22 protein-coding genes and 1 tRNA gene are annotated in these 26,407 nt (G+C 70.6%); 7 read left to right on the top strand and 16 right to left on the bottom strand.

Annotated features, from left to right (window positions below; translation table 11 throughout):
- Positions 1–92: 92 nt before the first annotated feature.
- The 5 genes from BMH31_RS00465 to BMH31_RS00445 form a co-directional block, all read right to left on the bottom strand.
- On the bottom strand, positions 93–890 hold the full coding sequence (locus tag BMH31_RS00465) for a M23 family metallopeptidase (RefSeq protein ID WP_099723948.1): 798 nt from the start codon (positions 888–890) through the stop codon (positions 93–95).
- Complete coding sequence (locus tag BMH31_RS00460; RefSeq protein ID WP_199068324.1) at positions 887–1,369, bottom strand: TadE family protein; 483 nt, start codon at positions 1,367–1,369, stop codon at positions 887–889. Before BMH31_RS00460 ends, BMH31_RS00465 begins: the two co-directional genes overlap by 4 nt.
- On the bottom strand, positions 1,366–1,740 hold the full coding sequence (locus tag BMH31_RS15795; protein ID WP_099723947.1) for a DUF4244 domain-containing protein: 375 nt from the start codon (positions 1,738–1,740) through the stop codon (positions 1,366–1,368). The genes BMH31_RS00460 and BMH31_RS15795 overlap by 4 nt, the downstream gene beginning before the upstream one ends.
- 131 nt (positions 1,741–1,871) lie before the next feature.
- Entirely contained in the window at positions 1,872–2,777 is a 906-nt protein-coding gene (locus BMH31_RS00450; RefSeq protein WP_158234913.1) for a type II secretion system F family protein, read from the bottom strand.
- Positions 2,778–2,809: 32 nt separating this feature from the next.
- The gene (locus BMH31_RS00445; protein WP_099723945.1) at positions 2,810–3,805 is read right to left on the bottom strand and encodes an ATPase, T2SS/T4P/T4SS family; all 996 of its coding nucleotides are present in this window, start codon (positions 3,803–3,805) and stop codon (positions 2,810–2,812) included.
- A 215-nt stretch (positions 3,806–4,020) separates the two neighbouring features.
- Here BMH31_RS00445 and acs point away from each other — a divergent pair, with 215 nt between their 5' ends.
- A complete protein-coding gene (acs, locus tag BMH31_RS00440; protein ID WP_099723944.1) occupies positions 4,021–6,003 on the top strand; it encodes an acetate--CoA ligase in 1,983 nt (660 codons plus the stop codon).
- A gap of 76 nt (positions 6,004–6,079) precedes the next feature.
- Here the strand turns inward: acs and BMH31_RS00435 are convergent, their stop codons facing one another.
- Positions 6,080–6,553: a RidA family protein gene (locus tag BMH31_RS00435; protein ID WP_099723943.1), complete on the bottom strand. Its 474-nt coding sequence runs from the start codon at positions 6,551–6,553 to the stop codon at positions 6,080–6,082.
- 3 nt (positions 6,554–6,556) lie between these two features.
- Entirely contained in the window at positions 6,557–6,733 is a 177-nt protein-coding gene (locus BMH31_RS15290) for a DUF4177 domain-containing protein (RefSeq protein ID WP_143469771.1), read from the bottom strand.
- Positions 6,734–6,860: 127 nt separating this feature from the next.
- On the opposite strand from BMH31_RS15290, the gene BMH31_RS00430 reads away from it, so the two are divergent.
- Together BMH31_RS00430 and BMH31_RS00425 are read left to right on the top strand one after the other, a co-directional pair.
- Entirely contained in the window at positions 6,861–9,452 is a 2,592-nt protein-coding gene (locus BMH31_RS00430; protein ID WP_099723942.1) for a transglycosylase domain-containing protein, read from the top strand.
- Positions 9,453–9,454: 2 nt separating this feature from the next.
- The gene (locus BMH31_RS00425) at positions 9,455–10,411 is read left to right on the top strand and encodes a metallophosphoesterase (RefSeq protein ID WP_099723941.1); all 957 of its coding nucleotides are present in this window, start codon (positions 9,455–9,457) and stop codon (positions 10,409–10,411) included.
- A gap of 124 nt (positions 10,412–10,535) precedes the next feature.
- Here BMH31_RS00425 and BMH31_RS00420 read toward each other — a convergent pair whose 3' ends face one another.
- From BMH31_RS00420 to BMH31_RS00405, 4 genes are all read right to left on the bottom strand, one after another.
- Entirely contained in the window at positions 10,536–11,606 is a 1,071-nt protein-coding gene (locus BMH31_RS00420; protein WP_099723940.1) for an aspartate-semialdehyde dehydrogenase, read from the bottom strand.
- Between the two features lie 15 nt (positions 11,607–11,621).
- Complete coding sequence (locus BMH31_RS00415; protein ID WP_099723939.1) at positions 11,622–12,899, bottom strand: aspartate kinase; 1,278 nt, start codon at positions 12,897–12,899, stop codon at positions 11,622–11,624.
- Positions 12,900–13,013: 114 nt separating this feature from the next.
- Positions 13,014–13,610, bottom strand: a complete 597-nt coding sequence (gene recR / locus BMH31_RS00410) for a recombination mediator RecR (RefSeq protein ID WP_099723938.1) — start codon at positions 13,608–13,610, stop codon at positions 13,014–13,016.
- Between the two features lie 11 nt (positions 13,611–13,621).
- The gene (locus BMH31_RS00405; protein ID WP_099723937.1) at positions 13,622–16,534 is read right to left on the bottom strand and encodes a DNA polymerase III subunit gamma and tau; all 2,913 of its coding nucleotides are present in this window, start codon (positions 16,532–16,534) and stop codon (positions 13,622–13,624) included.
- A gap of 119 nt (positions 16,535–16,653) precedes the next feature.
- Here BMH31_RS00405 and BMH31_RS00400 point away from each other — a divergent pair, with 119 nt between their 5' ends.
- On the top strand, positions 16,654–17,832 hold the full coding sequence (locus tag BMH31_RS00400) for a MarP family serine protease (protein ID WP_099723936.1): 1,179 nt from the start codon (positions 16,654–16,656) through the stop codon (positions 17,830–17,832).
- 62 nt (positions 17,833–17,894) lie between these two features.
- Here BMH31_RS00400 and BMH31_RS00395 read toward each other — a convergent pair.
- The 4 genes from BMH31_RS00395 to BMH31_RS00380 all read right to left on the bottom strand — a co-directional run bounded on the left by BMH31_RS00395 (position 17,895) and on the right by BMH31_RS00380 (position 20,818).
- Positions 17,895–17,970, bottom strand: a tRNA-Ala gene (locus BMH31_RS00395).
- Between the two features lie 238 nt (positions 17,971–18,208).
- Positions 18,209–19,237 (bottom strand): hypothetical protein, encoded by a 1,029-nt coding sequence (locus tag BMH31_RS00390; protein ID WP_099723935.1) that lies wholly within the window; start codon positions 19,235–19,237, stop codon positions 18,209–18,211.
- A 5-nt stretch (positions 19,238–19,242) separates the two neighbouring features.
- On the bottom strand, positions 19,243–19,830 hold the full coding sequence (locus BMH31_RS00385; RefSeq protein WP_241898057.1) for a GNAT family protein: 588 nt from the start codon (positions 19,828–19,830) through the stop codon (positions 19,243–19,245).
- Positions 19,831–19,888: 58 nt separating this feature from the next.
- Positions 19,889–20,818: a UTP--glucose-1-phosphate uridylyltransferase gene (locus BMH31_RS00380; RefSeq protein WP_099723933.1), complete on the bottom strand. Its 930-nt coding sequence runs from the start codon at positions 20,816–20,818 to the stop codon at positions 19,889–19,891.
- Between the two features lie 122 nt (positions 20,819–20,940).
- Between BMH31_RS00380 and BMH31_RS00375 the strand changes: the two genes are divergently transcribed.
- The 3 genes from BMH31_RS00375 to mscL all read left to right on the top strand — a co-directional run bounded on the left by BMH31_RS00375 (position 20,941) and on the right by mscL (position 22,308).
- On the top strand, positions 20,941–21,531 hold the full coding sequence (locus tag BMH31_RS00375; RefSeq protein ID WP_099723932.1) for a 5-formyltetrahydrofolate cyclo-ligase: 591 nt from the start codon (positions 20,941–20,943) through the stop codon (positions 21,529–21,531).
- 11 nt (positions 21,532–21,542) lie between these two features.
- Positions 21,543–21,833 (top strand): FmdB family zinc ribbon protein, encoded by a 291-nt coding sequence (locus BMH31_RS00370; protein WP_099723931.1) that lies wholly within the window; start codon positions 21,543–21,545, stop codon positions 21,831–21,833.
- Positions 21,834–21,912: 79 nt separating this feature from the next.
- Positions 21,913–22,308: a large conductance mechanosensitive channel protein MscL gene (gene mscL / locus BMH31_RS00365; RefSeq protein ID WP_046454137.1), complete on the top strand. Its 396-nt coding sequence runs from the start codon at positions 21,913–21,915 to the stop codon at positions 22,306–22,308.
- Between the two features lie 308 nt (positions 22,309–22,616).
- On the opposite strand, the gene BMH31_RS00355 is transcribed toward mscL, so the two are convergent.
- Positions 22,617–26,348: a DUF4011 domain-containing protein gene (locus BMH31_RS00355; protein ID WP_241898056.1), complete on the bottom strand. Its 3,732-nt coding sequence runs from the start codon at positions 26,346–26,348 to the stop codon at positions 22,617–22,619.
- Between the last annotated feature and the right edge of the window lie 59 nt (positions 26,349–26,407).

The raw sequence follows: 26,407 nt of genomic DNA, 5'->3' as shown, positions 1-26,407 counted from the left end.
TTCCACCGTCGAGAGGTTCCTGCTTCGCAACGATACACAGCCCAGCATTCCGGGTTGCTTCGCGTCATGGTACCGGAGGTCCGCTGGGCAGTTCACGGTGAGCCGATGTAGCGGTAGGGATCGAGGTCGGGATTCGTGTTGCGCGGGGTGCTCGCCAGGGTGAAGTGCGAGTGCGGTCCGGAGGTGCACCCGCTGCGCCCGGCGGCCCCGACCGGCTGGCCCGCCGAAACCACGGTGCCGACCCCGATGCCCGCTCGCGCGGATGATCCCGCCACGAGGTGGTTGTGGGAGCTGTACAGGGTGCGCCCGAGGTATTCGTGCCGGATGAGGACGGTCTGGTTCGGACCGTGCCACCAGTCCGGACGCGCTCGGCATTCCGTCGGAATCCCGTTCCCATCGTCGCCGACACGCACCACGATGCCTCGATAGGGCGCGTACAGCACCCCGGACGTGTCGACGGCGAGATCGATCGCATACCCGTCGTGCGGCCCCTGGGTGACCGCCCGGACTGCCGAGGGCCATGCCCACCCATTCGCCCCGATGGACGCGCTGCCGACCGGGGCCTCGGCGTTCGGCTGCGCGCCGGCCCGAGCCCGGCCCACGACGGCTCCGAACGGTGCGGAGGTCTCGATGACGACCCGGACCTCGAACCGGTCCCGGTCGGCCTCGCATTCCGAGAGCCGGGCGCCTGCGGCTCTCGCCACCTGCTCTGCGGCCGCGCAAGGCTCGCCGTCGAGGAAACCGATGCTCGCGTCCGCTGCTGCGAGCGCGGCCGCGTCCGCCGTGCCGAGCGCACGATGGCCGGCTTCGGCACGGACTGCCGCGGTGATCACGGGCACCCCGAGAGCGAGCGCCGCAGCGATCACTCCCACGGAAACGGGAACGCTCATTGCCGACGCCCGCCGCGGGGCGGACCCGATCGTGCGGCTAGCGCCGGGCGCGCGATCGGGCCCGAACGCGCCGTGGAGGAGAAGCCCGGTTCGTCGACCGAAGCCGCTCCGTGCCCCGGGCCCGAAGCGTGCGCCGCCGCGCACGCTCGCGCGGAGATCCCGAGGACCGAGAGGATGCCGCGGCCCGGAGCGGCGCGCAGGTGCACGCAGAGCAGTTGCCCGGCGCGTTCCCTCGAGACGCTCGTGCCCCGGGGCAATCGCCGCTCGCGTTCGGAAGCGAGCACGGTGTCGCCGCGGGCTTCGAGGCGCGCGAGTTCGGCGGATGCGGACACGAGTTCGATGCGCCGACCGGCGAGCATGATGCCGCCGAGCACCAGTGCGAGCACGGCGAGGATCGCCGGCATCACGACCGCGAACTCCGCGGTGACGCTGCCCCGCTCATCGTGCCGAAGCGATCCGGCCTGGGTGACCGTCTTCATCCGGCGGACCCCAGGGCCTGCTGCACGAGGTCGACCAGCATCGTACGGACCTCTTCCGATCGGATGACCGCGATGAGCAGCCCGGCGAAGGCCACCCCGGCCAGGATCACGACCGCGTATTCGGCGGTCACCGCTCCGCGCTCGTCACGACGAAGCCCTCTCCGTTCCGGAGCGACGCGGGTCTCGGTGCGCGGCCGACGCTCGTCGAAGGCGTTCGAGCGGGCGGAGGGCCGCAATTGAGGGGAACGAGAGCTCGGCACGCGGCGCGTACCGTTCTTGTCCGCTGCGCCTCCGGAAGAGGCGGACGCCGGGTGAGCGGCGCGGGACCTGATCTCGGATCCGCTTCGGTCGGTGTCGGTTCGGTTCGGCATAGGGGCTCCTTCTGGTGGATACGGTTCGAGGTTCAGTGGGATGCAGTGGATAGAGTCTGGGCGCGGCGGCGGCCGTTCCCCGGGTTGTGCACAGGCCGGATGCTGCGAAGGCCGCTGTGGAGGACGGCAGCTCATCGGCCGCTCTCGAGTACTCCGCCGAGCACGGCGATCAGCACGGGCACGACGCCGAGCAGCACGAAGGCCGGGAGCACGCAGACCGCGAGCGGGACCAGGATCCGGACGCCGAGCCGCTCCGCGCTGCGTTCTAGAGCGGCGTGCGCCGATTCCCGCCGTTCGACGGCGAAGCGGAGCAGCGCGTCCCCGAATCCGACCCCGGTCTCCGACGCCGATTCGAGGGCCCGGCGCACCCTGCTGCCCCGGCGGAGATCGTCGAACCGCACCCACTCGACTCCGTGCAGGTCGGCGCAGTCGACCGCTCGCCGAACGCCCGCACGCAGGTCGACTCCTCCGTGCGCGGCGATGCGGAGCAGTTCGAGTTCGAGACCCGCGACCCGCTCCGCCCCGAGCTCCCGGTCGGCCAGCGCTCTCGCCCACACGACTCCGGCCCAGAGCAGCGCCGCCCCCGCTGCCGCGGACGCGCCACCGAACGGACCGAGCAGCACCGGCAGCGGGTCGAATCCCAGGATGATCCCGAGCAGCAGCGCGAGGATCGGAAGCACCGCGACCAGGCGGACGGTCGCGCGGGGACCCGAGAGGAGCACGCCTCGGCGATCCGCGAGCCGGCGCAACCCGTCGAGCGCCTCGGCCAGTCGGGTCAGCGCGTCGGAGAGCGGCGCCCCGCTGCGTCCCGCAGCCTCCCACGCCGCTGCCAGGTACCGCCAGTCCGGACCGTTCTCGGCCGCGATCGCCACCGACGGCCGTCGCCCGAGAGCGATCCGGTCGAAGATGCGACCGGCGGCGGCCCCGACCCCGCCGGTGTCCGTGTCGGCGAGCACCTCGATCGCGCGAGCGGCCAACAGGCCCCCGCGCAAGAGCACCGCGCACCGGAGCGCGAACTCGCCGGCGGGCCAGGTCACGAGGTCCTCCGCCGGAGGGTCGCCGTCCGGGCTCATCGGAGCGGCCCGATCTCGAGTCGATCACGTGCCAGGACCGGCCTCCCGATCGCGCCGACGCGCTGACGGCCATCGGGCCCGCGCTCGAGGTGAACGAACGCGTGGAACGCCGCCACCGCTTGACGCCCGAGCGCACCGGGGTTCAGGCCGGCCAAGGCCCCCAACGCCTCCAACCGCGCCGGAAGATCCCCCAGCCGATTGGCGTGCACTGTTCCGGCGCTTCCGTCGTGACCGGTGTTGAGCGCGGCGAGCAGCGTCGCCACCTCGGACCCTCGGCACTCGCCCAGCGCGATCCGGTCCGGCCGCATGCGCAATGATTCCCGCAGCAACCGATCGAGCGACACCGCACCGGAGCCCTCCGCATTCGGGGTCCGTGCTTCGAGGGCGACCCAGTTCTCCCGCCGGAGCCGCAGCTCGGCGACATCCTCGATGGTGACCACGCGCTCGTCCGGCGGAGCCTCATCGAGCAGCGCTCCCAGCAGCGTGGTCTTCCCGCTGCCGGTTCCCCCGGAGATCAGAACGTTGCGGCGTTCCGGTACGAGCGCGATCAGTTTGTCGGCGATGCGGCCGGAGCAGAGACCCGCCTCGATCAGCCCGCGCAGATGCGGCTGCACCGCCGCGGGGAGGCGGATCGAGACCGCAGCTCCGGCCACGCAGATCGGAGGCAGTACGGCGTGCACCCGGATCCCCGCACCGATCGCGACATCGGTGCAGGGATGCAGCTCGTCGAGCTGACGGTTGCCGGCCGACACGAGATCCACCGCGATCCGTCGCACCCGTTCCGGGCTCGCACGCCAACCGGGCACGACCTGCAACGCTCCGGCACGATCCACCCAGGCACGACCGGTTCTCCCGGTGACCTGGATCAGCAGATCCCGGGCTCCCGGAAGATCGAGGATCGGGAGCAGATCGCCGAAGGCGCGGCGAGCTCCGGGAGGGAGACGGGTCGAGAGCTTCGAAGCGGCGAAGCCGGGGCGATCTGGTTCGGTCATGCGGCCAGTGTGGTCGCGCACCGGCGCTGAACGAACGGACTCCACCGGCGTTCAGCGGTCGCCCCGCCGAATCGGTCGAACACGCCGCCTGTGAGGGGAAAACATGCCGCTCAGAGCCGGATTCCCCCGGCAGCGGGAGTTATATATTACGCTGTCGGCAACCGGTCCGAGCAAGGATGCCTGACCGGAAGCGCACAGATTGGGAAGCAGCCGCAATGACTGACCAGCACGGCACCATCGACAGCCACCCGCTCGACACCGAGACCTACCCGCCGAGCGCGGAGTTCGCGGCGCAGGCGAGCCTCAACGACTCGTCGGTCTACTGGCGCGCTGCCGAAGATCCCGAGAACTACTGGGCCGAGGAAGCGCGCAAACTGCAGTGGGCCCGCCCCTTCACCGAGACGCTCGACTGGACCAATCCTCCGTTCGCGAAGTGGTTCGCCGACGGCACGCTGAACGTGGCCGCGAACTGCCTCGACCGTCACCTCGCCGCGGGACTCGGCGACCGGGTCGCGATCCACTTCGAGGGCGAGCCCGGCGACACCCGCACCATCACCTACGCCGAGTTGACGCACGAGGTGAAGCGCGCGGCGAACATGCTGACCAGCCTCGGTGTGAAGCAGGGGGACCGCGTCGCGATCTACATGCCGATGATCCCCGAGGCCATCGTCTCGATGCTGGCGGTCGCCCGACTCGGCGCGATCCACTCGGTCGTGTTCGGCGGGTTCAGCGCGGAGAGCCTGCGCGCACGGATCGACGACGCGCAGGCGGAGCTCGTGATCACCGCCGACGGCGGCAACCGCAAGGGCCGCGTCTCGGCGCTCAAGCCGACGGTCGACGATGCGCTGGCACTGCAGAACGGGACCGAGCTCAGCGTGAAGCGGGTGCTCGTCGTGCAGCGCACGGGCAACGACATCTCCATGCAGGAGGGCCGCGATCTGTGGTGGCACGAGGAGATCACCTCGTACGACGGCGAGCACACCGCCCAGGCGTTCCCCGCCGAGAACCCGCTCTTCATCCTGTACACGTCCGGCACCACCGGACGGCCCAAGGGAATCCTGCATACCTCGGGCGGCTACCTCACCCAGGCGTCGAGCACGCACCGCAACGTGTTCGATCTGAAGCCCGAGACCGACGTCTACTGGTGCACCGCCGACATCGGCTGGATCACCGGGCACAGCTATGTGGTCTACGGCCCGCTCGCCAACGGCGCGACCCAGGTGGTGTACGAGGGCACCCCGGAGACCCCGGACTGGGGCCGCTGGTGGCAGATCGTCGAGAAGTATGGCGTCACGGTCCTCTACACCGCGCCGACCGCCATCCGGGCATGCATGAAGGTCGGCCGCCAGGTCCCCGAGCAGCACGACCTCTCGAGCATCCGGGTGCTCGGCAGCGTGGGCGAACCCATCAACCCGGAGGCGTGGCGCTGGTACCGCGATGTGATCGGCGCGGGCACCGCCCCGATCGTCGACACCTGGTGGCAGACCGAGACGGGCGCGATGATGATCTCGCCGCTGCCCGGACTCACCACGCTGAAGCCCGGCAGCGCTCAGGTCCCCCTGCCGGGGATCTCGATCGCGGTCGTCGACGACGAGGGGAACGCGGTGGATCGCGGCCAGGGCGGCCTGCTGGTGGTGCAGCGTCCCTGGCCGAGCATGGTGCGCACCATCTGGGGCGACCCCGACCGCTTCGTCGAGACCTATTGGGAGAAGTTCGGCGATCAGTACTTCGCGGGCGACGGCGCACGCCTCGACGAGGACGGGGACATCTGGCTCCTGGGCCGCGTCGACGACGTCATGAACGTGTCGGGCCACCGTCTCTCGACCACCGAGATCGAGTCGGCGCTCGTCGGCCACCACGCGGTCGCGGAGGCCGCCGTGGTCGGCGCGAGCGACGAGACGACCGGCCAGGCCGTGGTCGCGTTCGTGATCCTGAAGAGCCAGCAGCATCTGCTCACGCCGGAGGAGGCCGAGCAGGAACTGCGCGGGCACGTCGCCCGGGCGATCGGCGCCATCGCCCGCCCCCGCCAGGTGTTCGTAGTGAACGAGCTGCCCAAGACCCGCTCCGGCAAGATCATGCGACGCCTGCTCCGCGATGCGGCTGAAGGGCGCGAGATCGGCGACACCACGACCCTCGCCGACACCGCGGTGATGCAGACCATCTCGCTCCGGATGCGCTCGGAGCAGGGCGCGAAGTAATTCACCGGAGGCAGAAGGGGCGCGGGATCATCGTGATCCCGCGCCCCTTTGCTCGTTCGAGCGAAGCCGCCGGTGGCTACTTCTCGACCTCGAAGGTGAACTCGATCTCGACCGGGGCGTCGAGCGGGAGCACCGCGACGCCGACCGCCGAGCGGACGTGGATCCCGATGTCGCCGAACACGCGGCCGAGGAACATCGAGGCTCCGTTGGCGACCGCGGGCTGACCCGTGAACGACGGGTCGGAGGCCACAAACGCCGTGACCTTGACGACCTGGGTGATCTTGTCGAGCGAGCCGAGCACGCCGCGGGCTGCCGCGAGACCGTTCAATGCGCAGATGCGGGCGAGCTCCTCCGCCTGCTCCGGGGAGACCAAGCCTTCGCCCTCGCCGACCTTGCCGGTCGCCGGCAGCGCGCCGTTCACGAAGGGCAGCTGCCCGCTCGTGTGCACGTGGCGTCCCTGCCGCAGTGCGGGGACGTAGGCGGCGACGGGCGCCGCGACCTCGGGGATCTCGTAGCCGAGTTCGCGCAGACGTTCTTCGATAACCGACATGTGTCAGGCCTTTCTCTTGAGGTACGCGACGTTGCCGCCGGCCGGGCCCTCGATGATCTGCACGAGCTCCCAGCCCTGCGCACCCCAGTTATTGAGGATCTGGGCCTCGTTATGGAGCAGCAGCGGGGTCACGAAATATTCCCAGCGTTGCGGCTCGGCGGGCACGGATGCGTTGTCCATACAGGGCTCCTCGCTCGATCGCAGCGCGCGCAGGAGCGTCGCGCGATCAGGATTGTCAGGCGTGTCGCGTACCCTTGATTGTATGACCCATCAGACCCCATCGTCTTCGCGCGCGAAATCTTCCGGCGTGCGTACGGTGAAGCCGCGGAGCGCGGGTGGCGCGCTCGCCGGCTTCTTCGGAGCCATCGCCATGAGCGTCGTGGCCGGCGTGCTGCTCACCGCCGCCATCACTCCCGTCGTCGCCGTCAGCGGTGCCGCTGCGACCTCGGCGATCAAGATCTTCGAGAACCTGCCCGACCACATCAATCCCGGTCAGCTGGCACAGCCCTCGACGCTCTACGCGAAGAAGGGCGGCAAGACCGTCCAGCTGGCGACCTTCTACGACCAGGACCGCAAAGAGGTCAAGTGGGACGACATCTCGCAGTACGTGAAGGACGCGGCGGTCGCCGAGGAGGACCCGCGCTTCTACTCGCACGGCGGTGTCGACGTCATCGCCACGAGCCGCGCGATGCTGCAGAACGTCGCCGGCCAGAACCTGTCGGGCGCTTCGACCATCACCATGCAGTACGTGCGCAACGTGCTGATCCAGGAGTCGCAGGCGATCGTCGACGAGAAGGAGCGCGCAGCGGCCTACAAGGAGGCCACCCGGCAGGACGCTGACCGCAAGCTCAAGGAGATGAAGCTCGCGATCAGCATCGAGAAGAAGTACTCGAAGGACGAGATCCTCCTCGGCTACCTCAACATCGCGCTGTTCGGCCGCCAGATCTACGGCATCGAATCCGCCGCGCACTACTACTACGGCAAGTCGTCGAAGGATCTGACGCTCTCCGAGGCGGCGAGCCTCGTGGCGATCGTGAACAACCCGTCGAAGCTGCAGCTCGACCTGCCCGAGAACCTCGAGCGCAACAAGCAGCGCCGCGACAAGATTCTCGGCTCGATGCTCCGCACCGAGAAGATCACCAAGGCTCAGTACGACGAGGCCATCGCGGCGCCGATCGTCCCGAAGATCACCCCGCGTGTGCCCGGCTGCTCGGTCGCCGAGAACGCCTACGGCCTCGGCCACTTCTGCGACTACGTCCAGCGCTACATCCGCAACGATCCGAGCTTCGGCGCGACGCCCGAGGAGCGCATGTTCCAGTTCCGCCGCGGCGGCTACCAGATCATGACCACGATCGACCTCGACCTGCAGAAGGCCGGACTCGACGCCATGCACGAGCGCGTGCCTCAGACCCCGGTCGACGGGATCGACGTGGGCGGCGCGAGCTCCTCGGTCCAGGTCGATACCGGCAAGGTGCTCGCCATGGTGCAGAGCCGACCGTTCAATGACGACGGCACCTTCCTCAAGAAGCACCCGAACTACACGAGCATCAACTGGAACACCGACTTCGAGTACGGAGGTTCCGGCGGTTTCCAGGTGGGATCGACGTTCAAGCCGATCACGCTGACCCAATGGCTCAAGAGCGGCCACTCGGTGAACGACATCGTCAACGTCAACGGCCGCACCGTGCAGCTGCAGTCCTTCCAGGCGTCCTGCATGCCCGAGGGCGTCTACAGCTACGGCGACTGGACGTTCTCGAACGACAACACGGGGATCAAGGGCAACCAGTCCGTCAAGACCGCGATCGGCTTCTCGATCAACGGTGGCGTCGCCTCGATGGCGCAGAAACTCGACCTCTGCGAGATCTTCCAGACCGCGAAGGACCTCGGCATCCATCGCGCCTCGGACCTCCCGAAGGACGCTGAGGATCCGAAGAAGCCGTTCGTTCCGACCATCTCCGGAAACTTCCGCGACCTCTCGATGGTGCCTTCCAACACCTTCGGCGGCGTCGACGAGATCGCCCCGATCACCATGGCCTCCGCCTACGCCGCGTTCGCCGGCGGCGGCAAGGTCTGCACGCCCGTGCCGATCGAGTCGATCACGGGCCCCGACGGCAAGCCCGTCGACTTCACCAAGAGCAAGTGCACCAACGCGATCTCGCCCGAGGTCGCCGCGGGCGTCGCCTATACCCTGCAGTACACCGCCGAGTCGGGCCTCGCCCGCGATGCAGCCGCTCCCTACCAGGGAGTCCCGCACCTGGCGAAGACCGGCACCACCGACGACGTGGTCGACAACTGGACCGTTGGTTCCAGCACCACTGTCGCCACCTCGACCTGGGTCGGCAACGTCACCGGCAAACGTTCCACGCTCGGCTACAGCTTCCAGACCGCCGATTCGCAGATCTGGCGTGACACGATGCGAGCGGCCGATAACAAGTACGGCGGCAAGGCGTTCCCCGAGCCTTCCAGCTCGGCGCTCCGAGTGACCACGCAGACCGTCCCGGATCTGACCGGCAAGTCGTACGACGAAGCAGTGAAGGCGCTCACCACGGCCGGCTTCACTCCGGTCGATGGCGGCACCACGGACTCCGCGGTGGCCAAGGGCATGGTCGCGAAGACCGACCCGGCCGGCGGCAGCTCGGCACCGGCCGGCGCCGACGTGAAGATCTTCCGCAGTAGCGGGAACCTCGCGAAGGTGCCCGACGGGCTGACCGGACGGACCGGTGCGGACGCTCAGAGCGCGCTCGCCGGCGCCGGATTCACGAAGGTCGCACTGCAGTGCGACACCGGAAGCGGCAAACCCAACCCAGGCAAGGACATCGTCAAGTCCGTCAGCCCCGGCAGCGGCAAGGAAGCGAAACAGAGCTCCCAGATCACGCTGACCCTGAACTGCAAGGACTAGGCGTGGCAGGACGCAAGAACGCACGCGCTGCGGTCGCCCTCGGGGCGGCCGCAGCCGGAGTCGCCGTCTGGGCGACGCTGGTCGAACGCCGACTCTTCACCGTGCGGCGCCACACCCTGCCGCTGCTCCCCCGTGGCTCGGCACCGGTTCGGATCCTGCAGCTCTCCGATCTGCACCTCGCCCCCTGGCAGGAGAGCAAGATCGATTGGGTCCGTTCGCTCTCCGAACTGAACCCCGATCTGCTCGTGCTCACCGGCGACCTCATGGGGCACATCGACGCGCGGCCCTCCCTCGTCCACGCGCTCCAGCCCCTCGCGGCGCGGGCTCGGGCCGGCGTCTTCGTCCACGGGTCGAACGACTACTACGGTCCCAAGCTCAAGAACCCGCTGAAATACCTCAGCGCTCCGAGCAGGCTGAGTACTCGTGCGCAGGACATCGACAACGCCGCGCTCACCCGCTCGCTCACCGATGACCTGGGTCTGACGGACCTCAACAACTCCGCCGAATGGCTCGAGCTGGCCGGTACCCGATTCGAGCTCCTCGGCCTGAACGACCCGCACATCCGCTACGACGACGCCGAACGCATGCGTGCGGCGCGCACCGCCGAGTCCACGGAGGCGCGCGCATCGAAGCGAGCACCGCAGGCCGGCTCCCCCGTGCGTCTCGGCGTGGTCCACGCGCCGTACCAGGGCGCGCTCGGGGCGCTGCTCGACGAGGGGTCCGAACTGATCCTCGCGGGTCACACCCACGGCGGCCAGGTGCGCATCCCCGGTGTCGGCGCACTCACCGCCAACTGCGACCTTCCCGTGCGCCAGGCGCGCGGCCTGAGCGTCTGGTACGACGCGGAGCGCGCCGCCTACCTCAACGTGAGCGCTGGCCTCGGCAACTCCATCTACGCACCCGTGCGCTTCTGCTGCAAGCCCGAGGTGACCCTGCTCACCCTCGAAGCCGCGCGGTAGCCCCTGGCCGCCCACCATCAGTGACCGGCGAAGCGTCCGGCGCGCTCCGACTGCCACCGTCCACAACACGTTCGGCCCCGGCACTGGATCCAGTGCCGGGGCCGAACGGGTGAAAGCGCGGTGGTTACGCTGCCGAACGCTTCGCCGCCACGAGTTCCGCGATCTGCACCGCGTTGAGCGCAGCGCCCTTGCGCAGGTTGTCGTTGGAGACGAAGAACACGAGGCCGCGGCCCGCGGGAGCCGACTGGTCCCGGCGGATACGGCCGACGAACGAGGGATCCTGGCCTGCGGCCTCGAGCGGAGTCGGAACATCGCTCAGTTCGACGCCGGGGGCCGCTGCGAGCACCTCGGTGGCCCGCTCGGGCGTGATGCCGTTCGCGAACTCGGCGTGCACCGACAGCGAGTGCCCGGTGAACACCGGAACGCGCACGCAGGTGCCCGCGACGAGCAGCTCGGGCAGCTCGAGGATCTTGCGGCTCTCGTTGCGGAGCTTCTTCTCCTCGTCGGTCTCGCCCTCGCCGTCGTCGACGATGGAGCCGGCGAGCGGCAGCACGTCGAACGCGATGGTCTTGGTGTAGACCTCGGGAGCGGGGAAGTCGACCGCCGCACCGTCGTGCACGAGGCCCTCGATGCCGCCCGCCTCGACGGCGGCGGTCACCTGGCCGGCGAGCTCGCGGGCTCCAGCGAGACCGGAGCCCGAGACGGCCTGGAAGGTGGTCACGATGAGTCGTTCGAGGCCGGCCGCGGCGTCGAGCGCCTTCAGCGCCGGCATCGCCGCCATGGTGGTGCAGTTCGGGTTCGCGATGATGCCGCTGCCCGCGGCCACGATCTCGTCGACGGCGTGCGGGTTGACCTCGCTGACGACGAGCGGTACTTCGGGTGCGAGGCGCCACGCGCTCGAGTTGTCGATGACGATGGCGCCCGCCGCCGCGAACTGCGGCGCGTACTCACGGGATGCCGCGCCGCCCGCCGAGAACAGGGCGATGTCGATGCCGCCCTTGTCGGCGGTCGCGACGTCCTCGACGGTGATCTGCTCACCACGGAACTCGATGACGGTCCCCGCCGAGCGCGCGCTCGAGAAGAAGCGGATCGAGGCGATCGGGAACTCCCGCTCGACCAGGAGCCTGCGCATGACCGCGCCGACCTGACCCGTGGCGCCGACGACGGCGACGTTGAAACCCTGCTGCTCTGCCATGTGTTCCTCTCGGGCCTATCGGCCGGTGCCGGCGTAGACGGTCGCCTCAGTGTCGGAGTCGAGGCCGAAGGCGGTGTGGAGCACGCGCACCGTCTGCTCCATGAGGTCGGCGCGCGTGACGACGGAGATGCGGATCTCGGACGTCGAGATCATCTCGATGTTGATGCCCGCGTCGTAGAGCGCACGGAACAGCTGGGCTGAGACGCCCGAGCTGGTGCGCATGCCAGCGCCCACGACGGCAACCTTGGCGATCTGGTCGTCGTACTGCAGGCTCAGGAACCCGACGGACTCGCGCTCGGCCTCGAGCGCCTCGACCGCGCGGCGGCCCTCTTCGAGGGGCACGGTGAACGAGATGTCGGTGCGGTTCGTGTCGGCGGCCGACACGTTCTGCACGATGATGTCGATGTTGGCGTTGGTCTTCGCGACGATCTCGAAGATCTGCGCGGCCTTGCCCGGGACGTCGGGCACGCCACCCACGGTGACCTTCGCCTCGTTCTTCTCGGCGGCGATCCCGGTGATGATCGGCTCTTCCACCTGTGCTCCCTTCGGGTGCCCCTTCGCGGGGTCGTAGACGATGGTGCCCGTCTCGTTGGAGAACGAGGAGCGGACGTGCAGTGCGACACCGTGCCGGCGCGCGTACTCGACGGCGCGCAGGTGCAACACCTTGGCTCCGGAGGCGGCGAGCTCGAGCATCTCCTCCGCGGTGATCGCGTCGATCTTGCGGGCGAGCGGGACGATGCGGGGGTCGGTCGTGAAGACCCCGTCGACGTCGGTGTAGATCTCGCAGACGTCGGCTCCGAGCGCGGCGGCGAGGGCGACGGCGGTCGTATCGGAGCCGCCGCGGCCGAGAGTCGTGATGTCGCGGGAGTCGCGGCTGAAGCCCTGGAAGCCGGCGACGATGGCGACGGCGCCCTGGTCGAGCGCTTCGCGGACGCGGCCCGGGGTCACGTCGACGATCTTGGCGGAGCCGTGCTCCGCGGTCGTGATCATGCCGGCCTGGCTCCCGGTGAAGGAGAGCGCTTCGACGCCCATGCCCTTGATGGTCATGGCGAGCAGCGCCATCGAGATGCGCTCGCCCGCGGTGAGCAGCATGTCGAGCTCGCGCGGGGCGGGGATCGGCGTGCACGCGGCCGCCAGATCGAGCAGCTCGTCGGTGGTGTCGCCCATGGCGCTGACCGCGACGACGACCTCGTTGCCGGCGCGACGGGTCTCGACGATGCGCTTGGCGACGCGCTTGATGCTCTCGGCATCCGAGACCGACGAGCCGCCGAACTTCTGCACGATCAATGCCACGTCGGAGACCTCCAGCAGTCAGGGACGGAATATATGCGAGCGTCCAGTCTATCGCGCCGACGCCTGCGGGATGCCTGCGTTACGCGGATCGGTGCGCTCCGAGGCAAGCGGGCGCTACTCGACCTGCCTGCGGCCTTCGAACGCCCGACCGAGCGTGACCTCGTCGGCGAACTCGAGGTCGCCGCCGACAGGGAGACCCGATGCGAGCCGCGAGACGGGAACGTCGATCGCGGTGAGCAACCGCGAGAGGTACGCCGCGGTCGCCTCGCCCTCGAGATTGGGGTCGGTGGCGAGGATGACTTCTTTCACCTCACCGTCGCCGAGCCGGCGCATGAGCGCGGGGATGCTGAGGTCGTCCGGACCGATGCCGTCGATGGGACTGATCGCCCCGCCGAGCACATGGTAGAGCCCGCGGAACTGCCGGGTGCGTTCGATCGCGACCACGTCCTTCGGCTCCTCGACCACGCAGATGAGCGCCTGATCGCGTCGGGGATCCCGGCAGATCGAGCAGCGCACCTCTTCGGTGATGTTGCCGCAGACCTCGCAGAACCGCACCTTCTCGCGCACCTCGCTCAGCAGTTCGGCGAGCCGGGACACGTCGAAGTTCTGAGTCTGGAGGATATGGAAGGCGATGCGCTGGGCCGATTTCGGGCCGATGCCGGGAAGCCGGCCGAACTCGTCGATCAGGTCTTGAACGATGCCGTCGTACATGGTTCAGCAGCTCAACTTTCGGGTTGTCCGGGGAGCGGGCGCTCCTCGACGAATCGGGCTCCGAGGACCTCGCGCACCACGGCTTCGCCGTAGCGGACGAGTTCGGGGCCGGTGTCGGGATCCGCGATACCGGGTGCGGGGGCCGACGCTTCGGCGGCGGCAGCCTTCGGTGACGCGGTGTCCTGCCCCGCGGCGGCGAAACCGACGCGCGAAGGTGCGCGCTCCGGCGACCCGCTCCCGCCGGCGGCCGGCGGCTCGCTCGGCCGAGCGGGCCGGGCCTCGACCTGGGCTTCGCGCTCGGGCACGGCAGGAGTTCGGACCGGGGCCGGTTCGGCAGCCGCGGTGGGCGCGGCCCACTCGGTCATGGGAGCGGGTCGCTCGTGCGCGGGGGCGCTGTTCGACGGAACGGGCGCAGCTGCGGGGGCGGACTCGCGGGCGGCCATCGCAGAGGCGAGAGCGGCGAGCCGGCTGGACGCGCGATCCTCGGGGAGCTGCGCGGGCCCAGCGTCGGCGGTCGCGGTCGCGGTCGCGGCTGCTGCTGCGGGCGCAGCCGTCTGCGGCGCGGAGATCGGGACCGTGCGGCGGTCGGCGTACGGGTCTCCGTAGGGATCCCCCTCGCCGTCGTCGTCGCTCGGCATTCCATCGTCGTTCGCGTAGGGGTCGTCGCCGTATCCGGGCACCGGTGCCGGAACGGCCGGCACTGCGGCGGCGGACTTCGCGGGAGTCGGGTCCGCGGCGGGCGCCGGAGCCCGGTCGATCGGTTCCGGGCTCGGTGCTGCCGTCACGGGGGCGACAGCAGGATCGGGCCCCTCACCCGCGGGGGCGGGCTCCGCCTCGGGCCGGGATGCTTCCGGTTCGGTTCGTACGTGTTCGGCGCTGGGAGCGGATCCGGCTCGGTGAGGGTCCGAATCGTCGGAGTCGGGCGTTCCCGAGCGCTGCGGGGCACCGCCTTCTCCGGACGCCGAGGGGGTGGATTCGCGCGGGCTCGCGCCCGCGGGGAGCTGCTTCGGCTGGTATCGCACCTGCACCCCGACCGCCGACAGGATCGCTTCGCGCAGCGGCCCGGCCCCGGCCGTCTTGAAGACGTCGAGGCTCGACTTCGACGGGAAGCCGAGCGACAGCACGTCGCCATCGAGCCCGAGCGGCGTGATCTCGCGGACCGCGTTCCACGCGTCCCGGTCGCCCTCGAGCAGCTCTTCGAGCAGGTCGGGCCAGATCTCGGTGAGGTCGTCGAGCGTCGCCTCACCCGATTCGCCCGCGGCGGCGGCATCCGATCCGGCCTCGGCAGCGTCGCCCGCCGGGGCCTGAGCGGGAGCGGCGGGCTGAGCGGCGCGGCTCGCGGCCGCCGGTGCGGAGGGAGCCGCGGACGGAGCAGGTGCGGGAGCAGGAGCGCTCGGCTCCGCACTCACGTTGAGGGGCTCGCGCGGGACGCCGGCGAGCACGTCGGAGACGGGACGGCCGAACGGCGCGGCGCCCGCAGAATCCTCGCGCAGGAACTCGCGCACCGCGCGGGCGGTCTGGGCGGCGTTCGCCGGTGCCGCCGGAGCCCCAGAAGTCGCCGCAGGTGCCGACGCGGGCTGCGCCGCAGGAGCCGGCGCACCGGCGGTCTCGACCGAGGGCCGCGGCTGCGCAGCGGTGCCCCCGTTCGGCTGCTGCGCGGGCCGAGCCGCAGTCGGGGCCGGGGCCGCCGCTGGGGCGGACGCCGGCGCGGAGGCGGCACGCTGCGGTGCCGCCGGTGCCGACTGGCCGGTGATCGCCGCCCGCAGCGACAGCTGCGGCTCTGCCGCCTGTCCGGCCGAATTCGCCGAACCGGCCGCGGGTGCCTCGGCCACGAGGGCGCGGGCGATCATGAGTTCGAGGTGCAGTCGGGGCGCAGTGGCTCCGACCATGCGGTCGAGCGATTCGCTCACCGTGTCGGCGATGCGCGAAAGGCGACCCGGCACGAAGACCTGCGCCTGTTCGAACATGCGCTGCAGCTGGTCCTCGGGCACCCCGCGGAACACGGCGGACGCGCCCTGGACCGTGGTGGCGCTGATGACGATGAGGTCGCGCAGACGCTCGAGCATGTCCTCGACGAAGCGGCGGGGATCCTGACCCGTCTGCACCACGCGGTCGACGGCGTGGAAGGCCGCAGCGGAGTCGGCAGCCCCGATCGCCACGACGACCTCGTCGATCAGTTCGCTCGGGGTGTAGCCGAGCAGACCCGTGGCCCGCTCGGCGGTGACGAGGTTCCCCTCGGACCCGGCGATGAGCTGGTCGAGGATCGAGAGGGTGTCGCGCACCGAGCCGCCGCCGGCGCGCACCACGAGCGGCAGCACGCCGGGCTCGACCTCGACCTGCTCGCTGTCGCACAGCGACTGCACGTACTCGATGAGCGTGGCGGGGGCGATGAGCCGGAACGGGTAGTGGTGCGTGCGGGAGCGGATGGTGCCGATGACCTTCTCGGGCTCCGTCGTCGCGAAGATGAACTTCACGTGGGGCGGCGGTTCCTCCACGATCTTGAGCAGTGCGTTGAAGCCGCCCGCCGTGACCATGTGGGCCTCGTCGATGATGAAGATCTTGTAGCGGTCGCGCGCCGGAGCGAACACCGCGCGCTCGCGCAGATCGCGCGCGTCGTCGACGCCGCCGTGGCTCGCGGCGTCGATCTCGACCACGTCGAGGGAACCGCCGCCCGCGCGGCTGAGCTCGACGCAGCTGGGGCACACGCCGCACGGGGTGTCGGTGGGGCCCTCGGAGCAGTTGAGGCAGCGCGCGAGGATGCGGGCCGAGGTGGTCTTGCCGCAGCCGCGCGGCCCACTGAAGAGGTAGGCGTGGCCGATGCGTTCCGAGCGCAGCGCGGTCATGAGCGGTGCCGTCACCTGCTCCTGTCCGATCATCTCGGAGAAGGACTCTGGCCGGTAACGGCGATACAGTGCGGTAGCCACCCGTCCATGGTAGCGGCGGCCACCGACAACCGGCCCGGTCCGTCGCACAGGCTCCTCGGAGGCAGACTGCCGCAGGCTGGAGCACGGAGACCCCCGGCGATGAACACGAGGAGGACGCGATGAACGGCAGCGTGCTGGTCGACCTGCTCCTCGCAGCCATCGGGATCGGAGCGCTCGTCAACGGCTACCGGGCGGGGTTGCTGCGCACCGCGGCGGGCCTCGCCGGCCTCGTCGCGGGCGGCGTCGCCGCCTTCTTCATCGTGCCCTGGCTCACCGCGCAGGTGACACAGCCGGAGTGGCGGATCCCCGCCGCGATCGGTGCGATCGTGCTGCTGCTCGGTGTCGGAACCGCGCTCGGCGGCGCAATAGGCAGGCTGCTGCGCCGCGGCGCGAAGCGGATCCGCCTCGGCTGGCTCGATCGCCTCACGGGCGCGCTCGGAAACCTGGTGGTCGCGATCTTGATCGCCGTGCTGGTCGCGACGACCGTGCAGGGGCTCGGCGTCCCGGCGCTCTCCCCCGCCATCGCCGGCTCGCGCATCGTCGCGGCCGTGGAGGGCCTCACCCCGAAACCTCTGCAGTCGTTCCTCGCCCAGGCGCGCGACACCGCGCTCGACGGCGCCGCACCCTGGGTCGCCCGCGTGCTCAACGAGCCGGTCGATGTCGCCGCGCCGCCCGCGGCGTCCGAGACCGCAGCGGTGCAGCGCGCGCTGGGATCGGTCGTGCGCGTCTCGGGGGCCGCATTCCAGTCCGGCACCTCGCTCTCGGGATCGGGCTTCGTCGTCGCCCCCGACCGCATCGTGACCAACGCGCACGTCGTCGCCGGGGTGGATCGCCCCGTCGTCGAGGCCCCGAACGGAGCCGCAGTCTCGGGCCGGGTGGTCGCGTACGACCCCGAGCACGACCTCGCGGTCATCGCCGTGAACGGCTTCGACGTGCCGGAGCTGCCCGTCGCCCCGGTGCCCCTGCCCGCCACCACGGGATGGATCGCGGGGTATCCGTTCGGCGGCCCGCTCACCGTCGGCACCGTCTCCGTCATCGGCACGGCCCCGGCGGACATGACCATCGAGGGGCGCCGCTCTATTCGCGAGGTCACCTCCCTCGCTGGGACGGTGAACCACGGCAACTCGGGCGGTCCGGTGCTCGGCGCCGACGGCGAGGTGATCGGCGTCGTGTTCGCGAAGTCCGAGACCAACGCGAATCTCGGCTACGCGGTGCCGACCTCGGTACTGGATCCGCTCGCCCAGAAGGCGCCCGCGCTCACCGCCCCGGTGAGCACCGGCAGCTGCGTGGCGCAGTAGCGCGCACCCGACGGCCGCGCCGGAAATGCGAAAAGCCCCGCCTCAGCGGAGCTTTTCGTGTGTGGTGGATCCTAGGAGAATCGAACTCCTGACCTCGTCATTGCGAACGACGCGCTCTACCAACTGAGCTAAGGACCCGTGAACCCGTCCAGCATAGCAGCGCGCGATCGGCGACGCGAAATCCACGACACGCCGGATCCGGAGTCCGAGTTGCACGGAGCCGCCGCACGGGGCGCGTTGCACGAAACACCACATCACCTGCGAGACACCTTGTTGCTGACTGGTGTTTCGCCGGCAGGGCGGTGTTTCGCGGACAGAGTCGAGACTGTCCCCATGCGGGACCGGGCCAGACGGCGAGTCGGACTGCGGCTCGGGATCAGCCGGCCGCGCGGCGGCGACGCAGCACGGCGTCGAGGTCGGGCATGCCCTCGGCGGTGTCGCCGATCACGCCCATGCGCCGCAGCCGATCCGCGGTGGAATCGACCGGCGCGTGCGTCCGCACCGAGGCCTCGATGGTGCGCTGCGCGTCGACGGTGGCGTCCGCTTTGACCTCGGCGGTCCGGGCCGCGGCGACCTGCGCACGCGCCTCGTCGAGCAGCATCGAATCGGCCTGGTTGGCGCGCGGGCGCGCCTCTGCGGCCGCAGCCTGCGCGGCGGCGGTGCGAGCCCGCTCGCGAGCACGGGCCAGCGCTTTGGCGCGTTCGATGCGCGCCGCCGCCACGGCCTGCGCCGCGGCGTGGGCGGCTGCTGCGGCGGCCTCACCCACGGCGGGATCCTCCACTTCCGACGCAACCGCGGCGGGACCCTGAGCCGGAGCCGGCTCCGCCACTCGCTCCTCGGGGATCTCGGCGAGCCGCACCCGGCCCGGCGCGAGGAGCACGAGCGCTCCGCCCGCGGCGAGCAGGCCGAGCGCCGAGACCACGAGGGTCACGGTCCCGAGACCGGCGATCGCGAGGCCGGTGCCGACGAGCGCTCCGGCGATGCAGAGCACCGCGACGAGCGCGGCGAATGCGCGCATCCGCCGGGCTGCCGGGCGACGCAGACGCGCGGAGCGCGCAAGGGCGGCCTGCTTACGTCGCATCCGCTGCGCACGGATCTCGGCGCGCACCTCTGCGGCGCGGGCTTCGGCCAGCTCCGTCTCGCGATCGGCGGCCTGCCGGCGTTCAGCCGAGCGGACGAGCTTCTCGTGCGCGAGCGCTTCGCGGGCGGTCGCCTCCGCCCGCACCTCGGCGGGCACCTCCGAGGTCTCGGCGAGGATGCGCAGCGTGCGCTGCAGGCGCATCGCGTTGCGCTCCGCCGCACGGAACTCGCGCCGGCGCATCCAGCCGGGCACCAGAACGGCGCCCCAGAGCAGCGCAGCGACCACGAAGATCACCCCGCCGCCGAACGCACCGCCACCCGTCATGGGCCTTACTGTACGTGCGGACGCGCTCCGGCATCGAGTGACGCGCCGAGTCTCGAGAGCATCCCCGGTCCTGCCTCCTCGGCGGTGATGGCGAAGCAGTCGTGATCGCGCCAGGCGCCATCGATGTGGATGTACGCCGCACGCCGACCCTCGTAACGCAGGCCCAGCTTCTCGACCACCCGCAAAGACGGCGCGTTCTCGGGGCGGATGCAGATCTCGACCCGGTGCAGTCCCAGCTCGCGGAACAGGTAGTCGATCGCGAGCGCGCACGCCGTCGGCGTCGCGCCCCGGCCCGCCGCGCTCCGCGCGATCCAGTATCCGAGCTGCGCCGAGCGGAGCGCTCCCCCGCTGATCTCAGAGACGCTGAGCTGCCCGACGACCGCGTCGCCGAGCGTGATCACGAAGGGCGCCCCGGATCCGGTGCGCAGCTGACGCCGCATCGCCTTGATCGTGGGCCGCATCGAGACCGACCCCGGGACCGCGCCGGCACCGCTCGGGTGCGTCGCCTCCCAGGGTTGCAGCCAGTCCCGGTTCTCGCGCAGCAGCTGTTCGAGCACCGGAGCGTCGGAGAGCCGGATCGCCCGGATCCCCACCGGTCCGCTCGCTCGCGGGGCTGGTACCGGGATCGGCATCCCGAGAGGCACGTCCGGCCTAGCCCTCCGCGTCGCGGGCGCGCAGGCGCTCCGCGAACTCCTGCACCCAGCTGGTGAGCTCCGCCCCCAGCTCGGGGTGGTCGACGCCGAGCAGCAGGTTCGCCTTGATCCAGTCGGCCCGGTCACCGGTGTCGTACCGGCGACCGCGGAAGATGACGCCGTAGACCGGGTCCTTGCCGTGGCCCTGCGCGAGCTCGTTCAGCGCGTCGGTCAGCTGGTACTCTCCGCCGCGGCCCGGCTCGAGGTTCTCGATCAGACCGAAGATCTCGGGGCGGAGCACGTAGCGGCCGATCACGGCGAGGTTCGACGGCGCCTCCGCGGCGTCGGGCTTCTCGACGAGCTCGGTGACCTTCACGACATCGGGGTCGTCGGTCGGCTCGACTGCTGCGCAGCCGTAGAGGTGGATCGACTCCTGCGGGACCTCCATCAGCGCGATGACGGTCGCCTGGCGCCGGTCGTGCTCCTCGATCATGCGCGTGAGCAGCGGATCGCGCTCGTCGATGAGGTCGTCGCCGAGCAGCACGGCGAAGGACTCCTCGCCCACGTGGCGGTGCGAGCGCCCGACCGCGTGGCCGAGACCGAGCGGCTGCCCCTGGCGCAGGAAGTGCACCTCGGCGAGTTCGCTGGACTTGTGGACGCGACCGAGGCGCCCCTCGTCGCCCTTCTTCTCGAGGGTGAACTCGAGCTCGGGCACGCTGTCGAAGTGGTTCGAGAGGTTGCCCTTGTTGCGTCCCGTGATGATCAGGACGTCGTCGAGACCGGCCGAAGCGGCCTCTTCGACCACGTATTGGATCGCCGGCTTGTCGACGATCGGCAGCATCTCCTTCGGCATCGCCTTGGTCGCCGGCAGGAACCGGGTCCCGAGTCCTGCCGCCGGGATCACTGCTTTCGTGACGCGGGGGTGGGCGCCGTTCGCATCGTGAGACATGGGGCATAGCCTATGCCGCACTCGCCCACACGGCCAATCACCGAGGCGATTCGAGCGGCGCACGCGTTCCGGGGGCCTGTTCCGGCCGGAGAATCCCAGCCGGTGCGCATACACTGGGCGGCATGGCCGATGAGATCGACCGAGAGAAGCAGCGCATCCGCGAACTGGTCCGGGAGCGCAGAGCCGCGACCACCGAGGTGGAACGGGCGGAGATCCGCGACGGCATCACTGCCCAGCTGATCACTCTCGTGACCGGACGCGGAGCGCGCTCCGTCTCCTGCTACATGCCCATGGCCGGCGAACCCGACACCTCCGCGTTCCTCGCGTGGACCCGCGAGCAGGGCATCGACGTGCTGCTGCCCGCTGCTCGGGAGGACGGCCTGCTCGACTGGATCCGCCCGAGCTGGGAGGGCAATGTGCGGGGCGCGTTCGGGATTCCCGAACCGCTCGGAGAATGCCTGAGCCCGCTCGCGGTGAGCGATGTCGACCTGATGCTGGTGCCCGCGTGCGCCGTCGACCGCTCGGGCGTGCGCCTCGGCTGGGGACGCGGCTTCTTCGACCGCAACCTGGGGTCGATGGATCAGAGCCCTCCGGTATTCGCGATCGTCCACGACGAGGAGGTCTTCGAGACGCTCCCTAGCGAACTGCACGATGTCCCGGTCACGGGCGTCGTGACACCGAGCCGCATCGAGTACGTGCGCGCGGAGCGGTAAACTTCTTCCTCGTGCCCACCTACGCTTACCGCTGCGCCGACTGCGGCCACGCCTTCGACATCTACCAGTCGTTCTCGGACTCGGCCCTGACCGAGTGCCCCGAGTGCGGCGGGACCCTGCGCAAGGTGTTCGGTTCCCTCGGGGTCACCTTCAACGGGTCCGGGTTCTACCGCACCGATTCGCGCGCGGGCGCAAAGGGATCCTCGCCCTCCGCGGGGACGAGCGGGTCCGGTACCGGCTCGTCATCTTCATCGTCGTCGTCCGCGGGTTCGAGCTCATCGAGCGGCGGGTCCGCCGCCTGACCGGCGAATCGCCGCGGTTCCCCCGGGACCATGCTCTAGCCTTGCCCACGAGGAAACAACACTCTGGGGAAGGGGAACCATGCTCAAGGGATTCCGGGAGTTCCTGCTCCGCGGGAACGTCGTCGATCTGGCGGTCGCGGTGGTCATCGGCGCCGCGTTCAACGCCGTGGTCGAGAAGGTCGTCTCGTCGCTCATCAATCCGCTCATCAGCGTCGTCTTCAAGGCCGACTCGCTCGACAAGGCGCTGATGGTCGAGCTGCCCGGCGGCGGCGCGCTCGCATTCGGTGCGCTCATCGGCGCGATCATCAACTTCGTGATCGTCGCGGCAGTGGTCTACTTCGTGTTCGTGCTGCCGATGAACCATATGCGCGAGCGCACCGCGAAGAACACGCCGGAGGAGCCCGCGGCCCCGTCCGAGCAGGAGCTGCTCGCGGAGATCCGCGATCTGCTGCGCGAGCAGCGCGCCGGCAAGTAGCCGCGCGCTCGACGCGGACCGAACGGCTGCGTCGCGACGCTCAGCCCCAGTGGGGCGGACGATCGCGACGCAGCCGTTCGTCGTTCTCGCCGGGCTTCGAGTCCCCGCGCGCCGGCTTCGCCGCCGAGCCTCCGCGTGCTCCGTCACCCCAGGATTCCGGACGGTCCTCGGCTGCCCGGTCGCCGAGCGGATGACTCGACGGTCGCGGATCCACGCCCTCCGGCGCGGGACGGCTCGCCCGTCTCGGTCGGCGCGCGCCGAGGCCCGGAGCAGAGTCCGCGGGCTCCGGGATCCGGTCGCTCATCGGACTACTCGTCGGAGGCGAGATCGGGGTCCGCGGGCGCGTCGGACCGCACCCGGAGCGAGTCCAGGTCCTCGGTCGGCGCGACCTCGATCGGGCCGCTGTCCCCCGCGGACCCCTCGTCGTAACCGACGATCCGCGCGATCCGCAGCGCGACCTGTTCCGGATCGCTGAAGAGGTCGAAGCTGTGCACCCGGTGGTAGTGCCACCCGAGTCGACGCAGCACCGCGGGGCGCAGTCGGAGCGCATCGCGCAGACTGTCCTCACCGCCGGCGAAGTCGACGTCGACCGCGATCGCGCGATCGTCGAGCGAAGCCGCGAGCGGGATCGCGCCGCGGTAGTCGAGCGCGACCGACAGCCCGAGCCGCTCCAGCCGGTCGGCCAGTTCGCCGAGCATCGGATCGCGCTCGGCGGGGAGCGCCGCGGGCGCCGGCTCCTGGTGATCCATCGCCAGCAGTTCGGCCAGCTCGACGACGCCGTGCTTGATCCGCGCGGTGTCGAGATCCGCGGGCCGGAAGCAGCTGACGATCGTCATCGCGCGGCGGGCGCGCGTCATGGCGACCGCGAGCAGGCGCTCTCCGCCCGGCTGGCCGAGGCTGCCGAAGTTCGAGAGCACGCGGCCGTGCGGGGTGCGGCCGTAGCCGATGGAGAAGATCACGCGGTCACGGCTCTGCGCCATCGCCTGCTCGAGCGTCAGCACCGCGAACGGCTCGGCGCGCTCGCCCAGCAGGAAATCGCGGTACTGCGGGAACTTCGCGAAGGTCTGCAGCACGGCCTGGTTGACCCGGACCGCGTGGCGCTCGCTCGCAGTGATGACCATGAGCGACTCGCGGGACCGGTCGGCCGCGTGCTCGAGCACGAGCTGCACGACCCGCTCCACCTCGGCGTCGGTGCTCTCGACCGCGCCGGTGTGCTGGTCGGGAAGGCCCTGGCCGCCGCGGACGAACTCGAGCGAGATGCTCGAGTGCCCGAGGAAGGTGCCGGCCCACGGCAGCGACGAGATCTCCCCGTCGTAGAAGCGCGTGTTGACGAGCTGCGTGAGGTCCTCGCCGCCCGCCCGGTAGCTGCGGGTGAGCGCGAGCTCGGGCAGCACGGTGCGGAGCTGCGCGTACGCCGACTGCTCGTGCAGCTCGGGATCGGCCGCGACGGTCTCCCCGCGCTGCCGCACGGCGATCTCGAACGGAGCGGGAGTCTGAGTCATGGGGTCGCCGAACGCCACGACCTGCTTGCCCCGACGGATCGCGCCGACGTTCTCGACGAGCGTCGTCGCGCCGGCGTCGACGAGCAGCACGGTGTCGAAGCGCAAGGTGTCGGGCAGCTGCGCGACCTCGTAGGGCGACATGGCCCACACCGGAGTGAGGACGGCCAGGAGCGACGGTGCCCGCTGCACGAGCGCATCGATGGAGTTCTCGCCCGCACGGAGCGCCTCGCGGAGCGCGAGCGCCTCATCACGGTGGTCGAGGACCGCGACGCGCCAGGCATCGGCGAGCTTGGAGGCGAGCTGGGGGCCGTTCGACCCGGCGTGCGCGTCGTCGACCAGGCGGAAGTCCGCCTCGAGCCGGTCGATGACACCGGTGTTCGCGCTCAGCAGGGCCTGATTGGTCTGCAGCATGCGCTCCAGCGCCGACTGCCACCACGCCTGTTCGAGCTCCGCCGCGACACGATCCGACGGCACGTGGCGCGCCGAAAGGTCGTCGAGCAGCGGTTCCAGGTGCGCGGCACGCAGGCGCTCCACGATCGCGGTGCGCTCCTGGATGTTCTGCAGCACCTCGGACTCGCGGGCGAGCTCGGTCGTGTCGCGCGCCAGCACCGTCAGCGGGAGCGAGCGGAACCGCTGCGCGTCGGTGTCGTGGCCGAGCACCCGGTCGATCGCGTCGAGATCCTGGTATGCCGACTGGTAGGCGACCACGACGTCGGCGATGCCGACCGGGACCTCGGGACGCGCACCGACCACGGTCGAATAGCGCTGCCAGAGCACCCGCTGCTGCTGGATCTGCAGGAGGCGGGCGTACATGTCGGTGACGTGCACGCCCGGACGGACGTACTCGCGAGCGAGCTTGCGCAGTCGCCGCTTGTTGGCGTTCGACATCTCGTCGCCGCCGCGCGGGGCGTGCGCCGCGATGACCTCCGTGAGCGACCGGTCGTAGACCTCGGGCACGAAGCGGTCGAGCGTCTCGCGGATCCCCATGAGGAGCCGCAGGTAGATGCCGAGCTCGGCGATGCTCTCGTAGGGCCGCAGCGACGTCTGCTCGACGACCTCGTTGGCCATCGTGATGAGCCGGGGCAGCTGGGACTCCGCCAGGTTCACGGCCGTGGAGTACGCCTTGCGCGCGTCCTCGGTGGTCGAGAAGCTCACGCCGTACCAGGGCGAGTCCTCGGGGCCGTACTGGAATTGCCCGAGGCGCGCGACCTCGGTGAGCGCCTCGGCGATCGAGGAGCGGTCGAGGGTCAACTGGCCCAGCGCGTGATCGTCGAGACGCACCGTGGTGGTCGGCGAGTGCTCGCGCAGCGCGAGTCGGGTGAGCTCGCGCAGCGCCTCGAGCGGCGAGACGCCGAACCGGGGATCCTTCGCGCCGAGCCCGGTCTGGTAGTCGAGCAGCACCCCGCGCAGGCGCACGAGCGCCTCGTCGACCTCTCGCAGCTGCTCGCTCCGCGCGCCCTCGTTGCGGCTGATCGACTCGACCAGGTTGCGGCGCAGCAGACGCGGCGTCGCGGCGAGTCCGGAGAGCCCGACGCGGGAGAGCCGGTGGGTGATGCCGTCGAGCGTCGCGCGTCGCGGCGACACGACCAGCACCTGCTTGCCGGCTCGGACGAGCCCGCCGATGGCGTTGACGACCGTCTGCGTTCCGCCGGTGCCGGGAAGCGTGCGGACGACGAGCGAGTGGCCGGCGGCGACCTGCGCGAGCACGTCCTCCTGCTCGGCGTCGACGTCGTAGAGATCCCGGTCCGTCTCGGGAGAGCGGGTGTTGCTCGGCGTCGCCGTGACGGGCCGGTACGCCTCGGAGAGCCGTCGCTTCGCCACCTCGCTGCCGCACACGGCGGAGAGCACGGGGGTGTCGAGATCCTCGGCGTCGGCGACCATCGCGTGCGCGACGTCATGGAACGACGAGACGACGAGGCGCGGCTGGACGACGAAGCCCGAGACCCCGACCACCATCTGGCGCAGGCGATCGATCACGGGCTGCGGTTTGAACACGCCTTCGGACTGCGAGAGCTCGATGAGCGAGCGAGCGTCGACGCGAATGCCGAACTGCTCGTGCAGGACCCGCACGAGCGCGGGGTTGACGGCCGGGTTCTGCTTGAGCTTCAGCTCGAAGTCCCGGCCGTAGCGACGGATCGCCAGCGGACGCAGCAGAACGGGGGCGCAGAATTCCTGCCCCTCGAACTCCCACTTCGCGATTCCGATGCCGAGGTGGACGGTCTCGAGGCCGCGCACCGTGCGCATCTCGACCGCTTTGTCGGTCACCCGTCCCGCGGCGAGGCGCGCGTGGCGCAGCGCCAGGTCGTCGCGGATGAGCGCCGACAGCAGGATCTTCTGCCCGGTGATGAACTGCGGCAGCCCACCGGGGTGCGTGGTCGAGAGCTCGATCCGGTTGGCGTGCTCGTCGGCGAAGTGGAGCAGCGGGTTCCGGCCGCCGAGCGATGCCAGCTCCTCGCGCCAGGCCGCGTGCTCGGCGGTGTGCGGATCGACCGCGGTCATCACGGCCGAATTCACCACCTCTGGCTGCTGCTCGGTCACTTGCGCGTCCGCATCGTGCTTGGGCGCGAGCGATCCCTCGCTGCGCGGCTCGCTCGGCG

This window comes from Leucobacter sp. OLIS6 (assembly GCF_002752355.1).
Taxonomy (GTDB): domain Bacteria; phylum Actinomycetota; class Actinomycetes; order Actinomycetales; family Microbacteriaceae; genus Leucobacter.
The sequence above is the reverse complement of the archived record's forward strand: the minus strand, read 5'-3'. Positions and strand labels throughout refer to the sequence as shown.

Excerpts from the sequence above, each read along its gene's own strand:
- BMH31_RS00445 (WP_099723945.1), bottom strand. The coding sequence starts at position 3,805 with ATGACCGAACCAGATCGCCCCGGCTTCGCCGCTTCGAAGCTCTCGACC.
- BMH31_RS15290 (WP_143469771.1), bottom strand. The coding sequence starts at position 6,733 with ATGGACAACGCATCCGTGCCCGCCGAGCCGCAACGCTGGGAATATTTC.
- BMH31_RS00460 (WP_199068324.1), bottom strand. The coding sequence starts at position 1,369 with ATGAAGACGGTCACCCAGGCCGGATCGCTTCGGCACGATGAGCGGGGC.
- BMH31_RS00420 (WP_099723940.1), bottom strand. The coding sequence starts at position 11,606 with ATGGCAGAGCAGCAGGGTTTCAACGTCGCCGTCGTCGGCGCCACGGGT.
- BMH31_RS00375 (WP_099723932.1), top strand. The coding sequence starts at position 20,941 with ATGGCCGATGAGATCGACCGAGAGAAGCAGCGCATCCGCGAACTGGTC.
- BMH31_RS00390 (WP_099723935.1), bottom strand. The coding sequence starts at position 19,237 with ATGACGGGTGGCGGTGCGTTCGGCGGCGGGGTGATCTTCGTGGTCGCT.
- mscL (WP_046454137.1), top strand. The coding sequence starts at position 21,913 with ATGCTCAAGGGATTCCGGGAGTTCCTGCTCCGCGGGAACGTCGTCGAT.
- BMH31_RS00380 (WP_099723933.1), bottom strand. The coding sequence starts at position 20,818 with ATGTCTCACGATGCGAACGGCGCCCACCCCCGCGTCACGAAAGCAGTG.
- BMH31_RS00435 (WP_099723943.1), bottom strand. The coding sequence starts at position 6,553 with ATGTCGGTTATCGAAGAACGTCTGCGCGAACTCGGCTACGAGATCCCC.
- recR (WP_099723938.1), bottom strand. The coding sequence starts at position 13,610 with ATGTACGACGGCATCGTTCAAGACCTGATCGACGAGTTCGGCCGGCTT.
- BMH31_RS15795 (WP_099723947.1), bottom strand. The coding sequence starts at position 1,740 with ATGCCGAACCGAACCGACACCGACCGAAGCGGATCCGAGATCAGGTCC.
- acs (WP_099723944.1), top strand. The coding sequence starts at position 4,021 with ATGACTGACCAGCACGGCACCATCGACAGCCACCCGCTCGACACCGAG.
- BMH31_RS00400 (WP_099723936.1), top strand. The coding sequence starts at position 16,654 with ATGAACGGCAGCGTGCTGGTCGACCTGCTCCTCGCAGCCATCGGGATC.
- BMH31_RS00465 (WP_099723948.1), bottom strand. The coding sequence starts at position 890 with ATGAGCGTTCCCGTTTCCGTGGGAGTGATCGCTGCGGCGCTCGCTCTC.